Origin of the sequence: Mesorhizobium sp. M0040 (assembly GCF_040323505.1) — a bacterium.
In the GTDB taxonomy this organism is placed as follows: Bacteria; Pseudomonadota; Alphaproteobacteria; order Rhizobiales; family Rhizobiaceae; genus Mesorhizobium.
In genome coordinates, this window is record NZ_JAMYVA010000024.1 from 74,430 (window position 1) to 85,364 (window position 10,935).

10 protein-coding genes and 1 pseudogene are annotated in these 10,935 nt (G+C 58.7%); 10 read left to right on the forward strand and 1 reads right to left on the reverse strand.

Annotated elements, in window-relative coordinates; all coding sequences use genetic code 11:
* Window positions 1-50 precede the first annotated feature (50 nt).
* Together NKJ91_RS20585 and NKJ91_RS20590 are read left to right on the forward strand one after the other, a co-directional pair.
* Window positions 51-1,379, forward strand: a complete 1,329-nt coding sequence (locus tag NKJ91_RS20585; protein ID WP_023678259.1) for a dicarboxylate/amino acid:cation symporter — start codon at window positions 51-53, stop codon at window positions 1,377-1,379.
* A gap of 302 nt (window positions 1,380-1,681) precedes the next feature.
* Entirely contained in the window at window positions 1,682-2,713 is a 1,032-nt protein-coding gene (locus tag NKJ91_RS20590) for a LacI family DNA-binding transcriptional regulator (protein ID WP_023678260.1), read from the forward strand.
* 579 nt (window positions 2,714-3,292) lie between these two features.
* Here NKJ91_RS20590 and NKJ91_RS20595 read toward each other — a convergent pair.
* Window positions 3,293-4,222 carry a LysR family transcriptional regulator gene (locus NKJ91_RS20595; RefSeq protein ID WP_352457033.1) on the reverse strand — a complete coding sequence of 310 codons (930 nt, stop codon included), beginning with the start codon at window positions 4,220-4,222 and terminating at the stop codon, window positions 3,293-3,295.
* 269 nt (window positions 4,223-4,491) lie between these two features.
* Here NKJ91_RS20595 and NKJ91_RS20600 point away from each other — a divergent pair, with 269 nt between their 5' ends.
* From NKJ91_RS20600 to NKJ91_RS20635, 8 genes and pseudogenes are all read left to right on the forward strand, one after another.
* The gene (locus NKJ91_RS20600) at window positions 4,492-5,085 is read left to right on the forward strand and encodes a NodA family N-acyltransferase (RefSeq protein ID WP_352457034.1); all 594 of its coding nucleotides are present in this window, start codon (window positions 4,492-4,494) and stop codon (window positions 5,083-5,085) included.
* Entirely contained in the window at window positions 5,082-5,741 is a 660-nt protein-coding gene (nodB, locus tag NKJ91_RS20605) for a chitooligosaccharide deacetylase NodB (protein WP_352457035.1), read from the forward strand. The genes NKJ91_RS20600 and nodB overlap by 4 nt, the downstream gene beginning before the upstream one ends.
* Before the next feature lie 14 nt (window positions 5,742-5,755).
* Window positions 5,756-7,081, forward strand: a complete 1,326-nt coding sequence (gene nodC, locus NKJ91_RS20610; RefSeq protein ID WP_352457036.1) for a chitooligosaccharide synthase NodC — start codon at window positions 5,756-5,758, stop codon at window positions 7,079-7,081.
* An 80-nt stretch (window positions 7,082-7,161) separates the two neighbouring features.
* Window positions 7,162-7,758 carry a nodulation methyltransferase NodS gene (gene nodS, locus NKJ91_RS20615; protein ID WP_352450799.1) on the forward strand — a complete coding sequence of 199 codons (597 nt, stop codon included), beginning with the start codon at window positions 7,162-7,164 and terminating at the stop codon, window positions 7,756-7,758.
* A gap of 35 nt (window positions 7,759-7,793) precedes the next feature.
* Window positions 7,794-8,027: pseudogene (locus NKJ91_RS20620) on the forward strand (carbamoyltransferase N-terminal domain-containing protein); the annotation flags it as partial.
* A 55-nt stretch (window positions 8,028-8,082) separates the two neighbouring features.
* Window positions 8,083-8,994: a nodulation factor ABC transporter ATP-binding protein NodI gene (nodI, locus tag NKJ91_RS20625; protein WP_352457037.1), complete on the forward strand. Its 912-nt coding sequence runs from the start codon at window positions 8,083-8,085 to the stop codon at window positions 8,992-8,994.
* A 3-nt stretch (window positions 8,995-8,997) separates the two neighbouring features.
* Window positions 8,998-9,786 carry an ABC transporter permease gene (locus NKJ91_RS20630; RefSeq protein WP_352457038.1) on the forward strand — a complete coding sequence of 263 codons (789 nt, stop codon included), beginning with the start codon at window positions 8,998-9,000 and terminating at the stop codon, window positions 9,784-9,786.
* Window positions 9,787-9,853: 67 nt separating this feature from the next.
* Complete coding sequence (locus NKJ91_RS20635) at window positions 9,854-10,804, forward strand: LysR family transcriptional regulator (protein ID WP_352457039.1); 951 nt, start codon at window positions 9,854-9,856, stop codon at window positions 10,802-10,804.
* Window positions 10,805-10,935 lie beyond the last annotated feature (131 nt).

Genomic DNA, 10,935 nt, shown 5'->3' on the forward strand with positions numbered 1-10,935 from the left:
AAGCCCGGGAGAAGTCACGCCACCTCGATCCGGTCAGGGAGAGAGAAACAGTGTCAGCTGCACAAGTCCGCGGCGCGAGTCCCGCGCCCCGCAAACCCTTCTATGCCAAGCTTTACGCGCAGGTGCTTGCCGCCATCGCCCTCGGCGTCGCAATTGGCTATTTCTATCCGGGAACCGGCGAGAGCCTGAAGCCGCTGGGTGATGCCTTCATCAAGCTGGTCAAGATGATCATCGCGCCTGTCATCTTCCTGACAATTGCGACCGGCATTGCCGGCATGAACGATCTTCACAAGGTCGGCCGGGTCGCCGGCAAGGCAATGGTCTATTTCCTCACCTTCTCGACGCTCGCGCTGATCGTCGGCCTGATCGTCGCCAATGTCGTCCAGCCTGGCGCCGGCCTCAACATCGATCCGGCCTCGCTCGATGTCCAGGCCGTGAATACCTATGCCGCAAAGGCCCACGAGCAGTCGGTCACCGGCTTCCTGATGAACATCATCCCGCCAACGATAGTCGGTGCCTTCGCGGAAGGCGACATCCTGCAGGTGCTGTTCTTCTCGGTTCTGTTCGGCATGGCGCTCGCGATGGCCGGAGAGACGGGCAAGCCTGTCGTTTCCTTCCTTCAGGCGCTCATCGCGCCTGTCTTCAAGCTCGTCGGCATTCTGATGAAAGCCGCGCCGATCGGCGCTTTCGGCGCAATGGCCTTTACCATCGGCAGATATGGCATCGGTTCGGTCGTCAACCTCGCGATGCTGGTCGCGACGTTCTATTTCACCGCCTTCCTCTTCGTGTTCGGGGTTCTCGGCGCGGTCTGCCGCTACAACGGCTTTTCGATCTGTTCTCTCATTCGCTACATCAAGGAAGAGCTGCTGCTTGTCCTCGCAACGTCCTCCTCGGAGGCCGCGCTCCCCTCGCTCATGCAGAAGATGGAGAAGGCGGGCGCCAGGCGTTCGGTTGTGGGTCTCGTCATCCCGGCCGGATATTCGTTCAATCTGGACGGCACGAATATCTACATGACGCTGGCGGCCCTCTTCATCGCGCAGGCGACGAACACGGATCTGTCAATCGGCGATCAGGTGCTGCTGCTGCTCGTTGCGATGCTTTCCTCCAAGGGCGCTGCAGGTGTAACAGGTGCGGGCTTCATCACCTTGGCTGCTACGCTCGCCGTAGTTCCGAGTGTTCCCGTTGCTGGGATGGCACTGATACTCGGCATCGACCGCTTCATGTCCGAATGCCGGGCGCTGACGAATTGCGTCGGCAACGCAGTGGCATCCCTCGTCGTTGCCCGCTGGGAAGGAGAATTGGACCGAGCGCAGATGAAAGCCGCCTTCTGCGGTCATCAGCTTGCCGAGGCATCAAACCGGCTATCCTCCGCCGAGTAAGGGCGACGCACCGCGACCGGTTTCGCCAAGCTGGTCACATGACCTGAACGATCGACTCGCAGGCTCTAAACGGCGCCTCACGGACCATGTATCAGAAGCGCTAAATGTGTGAGTGCAAATCGTCGCCGCCCTAAGCGAATGAACCTTCCGTTATACCCGGCCGGTCTACGTCTGGAGTAGTCCAATACGCTGTCGATCATTCAGTATGCGGGCGTCTTCACTTTGCCCACCCGAAACCATTGTCGAATCGCGCTAGGTGACAGAGAGCCAGCCTGCGTCAAAAACCAATCAGAATAGGACCCATGACCAAGCGCCCCACAATTGCCGATCTCGCCCGCGAAGCCCGAGTCAGCGTAGCAACGGTCGATCGGGTTCTGAACGCCCGCCATCCGGTGCGCGAGGAGACCGCGCGGCGGGTCCACGACGCCGCCCACGCGATCGGCTATCATGCTGCCGGGCTCATCAAGCAGCGCTTGCGGCGAGACCTACCGTGCTACCGTCTGGGCTTCATCTTGAGAAAACCGGCCCAGCATTTTTACCAAGACTTTGCGCGCGAGGTCGAAGCGTCGGTCAATTTGGCCCAGTCCTTCCACGGCATTCCGCTCATCCAATTCGCCCCGTCACATATGCCGAGCGACCTAATCGCACCGCTCAAGGATTTGGGCGCACGCTGCCATGCGATCGCGATGGTGGCACCGGACCACCCAAAAATTACAGCAGCGGTTGAGGACCTCAAGGCCAAAGGCATTCCGGTTTTCTCGCTGCTTTCCGACTTCGCCGCCGGCGTGCGACAGGGCTATATCGGCCTCAACAACCGCAAGGTGGGGCGCACGGCCGCTTGGATGGTGTCCAAGGTCGCAAAACGGCCCGGCAAGGTGGCGGTGTTTGTCGGTAGCCATCGTTTCCAGGGGCACGAGCTCCGTGACGTCGGCTTTCGCTCCTATTGCCGTGAGAACGCGCCGACGTTCGAGGTGCTCGATCCGCTTGTGAACCTGGAGAAACGGCAGGTCACCTACGAGGCAACGCTTGATCTCATGCAGCGGGAACCCGAGCTCGTCGGCTTCTATGTCGCCGGGGGCGGCATGGAGGGCGCCATCTCCGCGGTCCGGGAAGAGGGTAAAAGTCGCGATCTCGTCGCGATCGTGAATGAAATCACGCCGGAATCTCGGGCGGCACTCGCTGATAACATCATCACGATGGCGGTCGCCACGCCAATGCGCCGGCTTTCCCAGGAGCTGATAACGCTGATGACGCGGGCTATCGAGACCGGCACTGCTGAAACACCAGGACAGACATTTCTGCCGTTCGACATTCATCTGCCGGAAAATATATGAAACTGATGGCTTCTATCGTAAGCGGGGAAGTTTCCTTTCATAAATGAGAGAAAGTTGATTGATGATCCCATCCACGCGGGGTAGCCGCACCCCACAGGCCTCAGCCGCGGCCCAGGATGAAGCGCCGATTGGGTGAACGGATCGGCCACGCGTTCAGGCGGAAGCGCGAGGTAAATTGCCTACATCCGCAGCGTCGACCGCGACCGGCTTCATTGCCAACATCTCGACGTTGTCGGTGCAGGGCGGTGTCGTCAAGAATGCCTCACGCCAGTAGCCGAGCGAGGCCGGCACAGTCCATTGGGATTGACCTCGTCGACCGGCATCTCCTCGCCTGGCCGCGCGTGAAAAGCCGCGGCAAGGCCGGCAAAGTTGGCATTTGAGTGGGGCTAGACATCTTCTGGGACTTCGCACGCGAAATCGGAGGCGGCAGTCAACTCAGCACCAACCCGGGCATGTGTTCTGCTCGTTCCTGGCCCTCGTACTCAGCAAGGAACTGCGCCGCTCTGCCGAGCCAAAGGCCTGACGCCCGAATGGCAACCGCTCCTACGCGATCGCGACCGCCTCCAGGAAGCCCGAGACTCAATAGCTTTCAAGCAAAGGCGCCAGGCGAGATGCCTCCTGCAACATCATTTCCCGCATCCACAGGCTTGCCGGATCAGTATTGTGAAGCGCGGGCCATTGGACGGCCTCCGTGAATGCGGGATGAGGAAGTGGCGGCGGAAGTCCGACAATCCGCAGGGGTGTTGTTTTTGCGAAATGCTGCGCCAGCCGTAAGGGCATTGTCCCGATGCGGTTGGTGCCTGATAGGACGGGCGCGATCAGGCTAAAGCCCTGTACGACGACCTCGATACGTCTCTCGAAACCGTGCTCGAGCAAATACCACTCCTCCATGGTGGGCTGCCGGGTGTGCCTGAATTTGAGCACGACATGCCCCATCGACAAGTATCGCTCGAATGTAAGTGGCTCTGACAGCTGCTTGTTCGTGCCGCAGCCTACGCATACGAGCATATCTTCGAACAGGGCTGCGCGAGGATGTTTCGACATGAACACTTCCGGCATAATCAGAAAATCAACGTCGCCGCGCCGGAGAAGCTCCTCGGGGTCGTCGCAAATAGGCAGACATTCGAAGCGGACGGCGGGAGCTTCCCGCGCAGTACGCTCTACGATCCTCTTAAAAAGCACGAGCGTGAGGTAATCGGAAAGCATGATTCGGAAGAGACGATCCGATTGGGCTGGGTTAAAGGCGTCGGAGGAAATAATCGATAGCTGGATGTGCAGCAATGCGTCCCGGACTGCTGGGGCAAGCCCCTCCGCGCGCGGTGTCAAAATGAGCTCGCGGCCGTTCATCGTAAATAGCTCATTGCTGAAGTAGGCGCGTAACCGAGCGACGGCGGCGCTCATGGCCGGCTGGCTCAGGTTAATACTGTTGGCCGCGGCAGTGACTTTACGCTCCCTGATCAGAGCGTCCAGCACAACGAGGAGATTCAGATCCAGCCCCTTAAACCGCATATCCTGATCTATCCAGCGTGTGGATGGGCATCATCTAAACAATCAATTTTACGAATTTACGAACCATGCATTAGAGGAACGTAAATGACCGACGTCAAGCTCAAATCGACGGCGCCGCCATACGGGCGGGAACATCGAGAGAGCTCATTGGCGAGCCCCCACCGGCTGGCTCACCGTCGCTAACGACAACGGTTGAGTGCAGCCAACAACGCCGCCGCTTTGGCCGGGTAATGCGGCCCGCAAGAAACCATTTTGAAGAGAGGTCCTGAATGCGCCCTCAGGTGCAGTGGAAATTGTGCTGGGAAAACGAGTTGCAGCTCTCGGACCACGTCGAGCTCGCCCAGTTCTTTCGTAATACCTACGGGCCGACTGGGGCGTCCAACGCAGAACCGTTCGAAGGTAGTCGAAGCTGGGCCGGAGCCAGGCCTGAACTCCGCGCAATCGCCTATGATTCGAGCGGTGTAGCGGCTCACATGGGCATACTGCGCCGTTTCATCAAGGTTGACGCGGTCGATCTGTTGGTGGCTGAGCTGGGCCTGTACGGGGTACGTCCGGATCTTGAGGGTCTCGGAATCGCCCATTCAATCCATGTCATGCTTCCAATACTGCAGGAGCTTGGCGTTCCATTCGCTTTCGGAACCGTCCGGGACGCGCTGCGGAATCATGTTGAGAGGTTCGCGCGGCGATACAGCCCTTTGGCCGTTTTGTCGGGAATTCGCGTGCGCTCCACCCGACCAGAGGCGCGCCTCGACCTGCCGCCCACACGCATCGATGACGCACTCACCATTGTTCTGCCAGTTGGACGGCCGATCAGCGAATGGCCCACGGGCACGATGATCGATCGGAACGGACCAGAGCTATGAGCCGTCCCGATTGCTTGTACGAAGTGCGCCGTGAGTGCTCTGACGGCACCGGCCGTCGCAGCGTTTATCTGACGTTTGACGACGGTCCCAATCCACTTTTCACACCGGAGATTCTGGATGTGCTGGCAGAGCAGCGGGTGCCGGCGACTTTCTTCGTCATCGGCGCCTACGCCTTAGAGCACCCGGATCTAATCCAACGAATGTTTGCAGAAGGGCACGAGCTAGGCAACCACACGATGACTCATCCGGATCTGTACAAATGCGGCTTCGGCGAAGTGCAACGTGAGATCTTTGAAGCGAACGGCGCCATCATGAGGGCGTGCCCTCAGGCCTCGGTGCGCTATATTCGCGCGCCCTACGGGGCCTGGAGCGAAGAAGTCTTCACAGCGTCACAGATCGCCGGGCTGACGGCCCTCCATTGGTCCGTCGACCCTCGAGATTGGTCTCGCCCTGGGGTCGACGCGATTATCGATACCGTGCTCGCCTCTGTCCGGCCGGGCGCAATCGTACTCTTGCACGACGGATGCCCTCCCGGCGAGTTGAGCCAGGGCGCTCACGCCGGTCTGCGCGACCAGACGGTCACGGCGCTGTCCCGGCTGATTCCAGCACTTCATGAGCGCGGATTTGTAATCCGCTCACTTCCTCAACATCACTGAACAAACGAGATCCCATGACTCTTCTTGGTACAACCAGCACTGTGGCCATTTCGCTTTATGCACTGCTCTCGACTGCTTATAAGAGCATGCAGGGGATTTATGCTCTGCCGACAAACGACTCATCGGCGTTGGAGGATCTCGTCGGCTCCGATCAACTGCCCAGCGTGGATGTCATCGTCCCCTGCTTCAACGAGGATCCGCGCACGCTTTCAGAGTGCCTGGCGTCCATTGCAGACCAAGAATACGCCGGAAGACTTCGGGTCTATGTGGTTGATGACGGTTCTGGAAATCGCGAAGCCGTAGGAACTGTCCACGAAACCTACGCGCGCGACCCTAGGTTCGACATCATTTTGCTTCCCGAGAATGTTGGAAAGCGCAAGGCGCAGATCGCCGCGATACGCCGCTCATCCGGGGATTTGGTGCTTAACGTTGATTCAGACACGATACTCGCGTCCGACGTCATCACCAAGCTTGTACCGAAGATGCGAGATCCAGCGGTCGGCGCAGTCATGGGTCAGTTGATTGCCAGTAACCGGAGCGAGAGCTGGCTGACAAGGCTGATAGACATGGAGTACTGGCTGGCTTGCAACGAGGAGCGCGCGGCACAGGCTCGCTTCGGTGCCGTTATGTGCTGTTGCGGCCCATGTGCCATGTACCGCCGGTCTGCGCTCCTTTTGTTACTGGACCAGTACGAGTCGCAATTTTTTCGGGGCAAGCCAAGCGACTTCGGGGAGGATCGCCATCTCACTATCCTCATGCTGAAAGCAGGCTTTCGAACCGAGTACGTTCCGGGCGCCATCGCGGCCACAGTCGTTCCGAACAGACTCGGACCGTATCTGCGCCAACAACTCCGTTGGGCACGAAGCACATTCCGGGACACGCTGCTTGGGCTGCGCTTGCTGCCCGGCCTCAATAGCTATCTCACGTTGGACGTGGTCGGACAGAATCTCGGGCCGCTACTCCTCGCCCTATCGGTACTAACGGGCCTCGCACATTTCGCACTGACAGGCACTGTGCCTTGGTGGACAGGACTGATGATTGTGTCCATGACCATGCTCCGATGCTGCGTGGTAGCATTTCGTGCTCGACAGTTTCGATTTCTGGGCTTTTCCCTGCACACGTTCATCAACATCTTTCTCTTACTTCCCTTGAAGGCCTACGCGCTGTGTACATTGAGCAATAGCGATTGGCTGTCGCGAAGCTCTGCTGTCGCTACATCGAACACTGGGGGAAAACAGGCCCCCACCCAAACTCCGATCACTGGATCAAGCAGGGCAGAATTCTCACCGCATGCGGCTCCGCTTCGCAGGCTCAATCTTGCGCGGATTCTTCGGGATTAGCGCTGTCGAGCAACATCTGCGGCGACGAGTGATCGCTAATTACCTAGGTGGACGAGAGGTGGACGAGTTTGACCCAGAACATGAATCATCAGTTGCTCGATCGGGAATTGGCCGCAGACGATCCGTGGCGCCTCGACGGCAATCCGTTCGAGCGGGAGCGCCACACGCAAATGCTCCAGCTGGCGCTTGCCCAAGGCTCCATTACAAATGCCCTCGAAGTCGGGTGCGCTGCCGGCGCATTCACGGAAAAACTAGCCCCCTACTGCCAAGGGCTCACCGTCATCGATGTCGTGGCGCAAGCGATTGCTCGAGCACGTCAACGGATAAAGGAGCCGTCGCGCATCAACTGGATAGTCTCCGATGTTCAACAGTTTTCGACCGACGAGTTGTTTGACCTGATCGTTGTGGCGGAGGTCCTATACTACCTCGAAGACATAGCCGAGATGCGCGCGGCCGTCAAAAACCTGGTGCGGGTGCTTGCGCCAGGCGGGCATCTGATCTTCGGATCGGCAAGGGATGCTAATTGCCGTCGCTGGGGTCACGCCGCTGGTGCTGAGCCGGTCATCGCCATGCTGAACGAAACGTTGATCGAGGTAGAGCGTCTTGAGTGTCGGGGCGAGTCGGTCAACGAAGACTGCTTGCTCGTCCGTTTCCGGAACCCGCTTTCCGCTTCCTGATGAATCGAATCTATCGCCGTTAACGTGGAGACACTATGCGCATCTGTGGTACCAAGCTGACCCATGATGGGGCGATCGCCCTTGTCGAGGATGGACGGCTCGTCTCCTGCGTTGAGCAGGAAAAGCGGCACAACAATCCGCGTTACCAAACCATCGATAATCTCGACGCAATTGTCGCCGCTTTGGCGGAACAGGGGCTAAATCCTTGTGATGTCGATCAGTTCTTTATCGACGGCTGGGATGGCGAAGACGAGTCACAGTTTCAGGTCCGGCAGGCAACCGAGCAACCGCCGGTCGAGGCGACCCTCTAGGTAAAATGAACCCATGTCCACGGTAGCGATCGATCTTACTGAGGTAAGCAAAACTTATGACAAGCTCGTTGTCGACAGACTGTCGTTCCGCGTTGCGGCGGGGGAATGCTTCGGGCTCTTGGGACCGAACGGTGCGGGCAAAAGCACGATTGCGCGTATGGTCCTCGGCATGACATCGCCTGATGCGGGGAAGATTACTGTGCTCGGCGCTCCAGTGCCGGCGCGCGCCCGTTTGGCACGTATGCGCATCGGCGTGGTCCCGCAGTTCGACAATCTTGATACCGCGTTCACTGTGCGCGAGAACCTGTTGGTGTTCGGGCGCTACTTCCGGATGAGCAGACGCCAGATCGAAGCGGTCATACCATCGCTGCTTGAGTTCGCCCGCCTCGAGAACAAAGCGGATGCGCGCGTCGCCGAACTGTCCGGCGGCATGAAGCGGCGCCTGACGCTCGCGCGTGCGCTGATCAATGACCCGCACTTGCTGGTGATGGACGAGCCGACCACCGGCCTCGATCCGCAGGCCCGCCACCTGATCTGGGAACGGCTGCGATCGCTGCTGGCGCGGGGCAAGACTATTCTTTTGACTACCCATTTCATGGAAGAGGCCGAGCGGCTGTGCGATCGGCTGTGCGTTATGGAGGAGGGGCGCAAGATCGCCGAAGGCCGCCCGTCCGCACTCATTGACGAGCAGATCGGCTGTGACGTGGTCGAGGTCTACGGCGGCAATCCGCATGAACTGGGTGCGCTGATCCGGCCGTACGCACAGCGCATCGAGGTGAGCGGTGAGACGCTTTTTTGCTATGCACCCGATCCGGAGCAGGTGCTGGTGCAGCTACGCGGGCGCGCGGGTCTGCGCCTTCTGCAGCGTCCCCCCAATCTCGAGGATGTGTTCTTGCGGCTAACCGGGCGCGAGATGGAGGACTGAACAATGGGCGAACGTTATGCGGCGGCCATGCCCGCCAATGCGTGGAATTGGGTCGCGGTTTGGCGCCGCAACTATCTTGGATGGAAGAAAATCGGGCTTGCATCGGTTCTCGGCAACCTCGCCGATCCGATGATCTATCTGTTCGGTCTCGGCTTTGGCATCGGAACAATGATAGGTCCTATTGAGGGCACTTCGTACATTGCGTTTCTCGCGGCTGGCATGGTTGCCACAAGCGCGATGGCATCGGCGACTGCTGAAACGGTTTACGGGAGTTTCGGCCGCATGGACAACCAGCGCACCTGGGAAGGAATGCTATGCACTCAGCTGACGCTCGGTGATATCTTACTCGGCGAATTGGCGTGGGCAGCCACCAAGGCCCTGATGGCGGGCACAGCAATCACTATTGTTGCCACCACGCTCGGCTACACATCGTGGCCATCCATCCTCTGCTTGCTGCCAGTCATCGCTCTCAGTGGCCTCGCCTTCGCGAGTCTAGCGATGGTCGTCACGGCGCTTGCGCCCAGTTATGAATATTTCATATTTTATAATACGCTTGTTATAACACCCATGCTGTTCCTTTGCGGCGCGATGTTTCCGGTCAACCAATTGCCCGGCGCTTTTCAGGACGTCGCCTCCTTGTTGCCGCTCGCACATGCAATTGACCTCATTCGTCCGGCGATGCTTGGCCGTCCGGCCGGCAGCATGGGCCTGCATATCGGCGCGCTTTGCATATACACGGTTTTGCCGTTCTTCCTATCGGTTGCTCTATTTCGTCGTCGGCTGATGCGTTGACGCTACTCACCATTCGTAAAATTGATTCTTTGGGCGATACCCATCCACGCGTCGGATAGGTCAATACATGCGTTTTAAGGGACTCGATCTAAATCTCCTGGTTGTGCTGGACGCTTTGATCAGGGAGCGTAAAGTCACCGCCGCGGCCCGCAGTATTAACCTGAGTCAGCCGGCCATGAGCGCCGCCGTCGGTCGGTTACGCGCCTATTTCAGCGATGAGCTATTTACGATGAACGGCCGCGAACTCATTTTGACACCGCGCGCGGAGGGGCTCGCCACAGCAGTCCGGGAGGCATTGCTGCACATCCAGCTGTCGATTATTTCCTGGGACGCCTTTAACCCGGCCCGATCGGATCGTCGCTTCCGCATCATCCTTTCCGATTACCTCACGCTCGTATTTTTTAAGAAGATCGTAAAGCGTGCTGCGCGGGAAGCTCCCGCCGTCCGCTTCGAATGTCTGCTTATTTCCGACGACCCCGAGGAGCTTCTCCGGCGCGGCGACGTTGATTTTCTGATTATGCCGGAAGTGTTCATGTCGAAACATCCTCGCGCAGCCCTGTTCGAAGATATGCTCGTATGCGTAGGCTGCGGCACGAACAAGCAGCTGTCAGAGCCACTTACATTCGACCGATACTTGTCGATGGGGCAGGTTGTGCTTAAATTCGGGGACACCCGGCAGCCCTCCATCGAGGAATGGTATTTGCTCGAGAACGGTTTCGAGAGACGTATCGAGGTCGTCGTACAGGGCTTTAGCATGATCCCGCCCCTTCTATCAGGCACCAACCGCATCGGGACAATGCCCTTACGGCTGGCGCAGCATTTCGCAAAATTAACACCCCTGCGGATTGTCGAACTTCCGCCGCCACTTCCTGCCGCATTCACGGAGGCCGTCCAATGGCCTGCGCTTCACAATAATGATCCGGCAAGCCTATGGATGCGGGAAATGATGTTGCAGGAGGCATCTCGTATGATTACCCCGCCTAAGAGCACCGGACGTCTCAGTTGTCGGCCGAATTGAGAAACTGACTCCCTCGGTTATGAGAGGAGGCATGATGGGGTGGACGGCGCCCGACGGCATCGGATGTGCCAGAATGAGTTCGTTGAGATCTCAAACAAGGGAGCCGTCCGTGGAACACCTTATCCGTATTG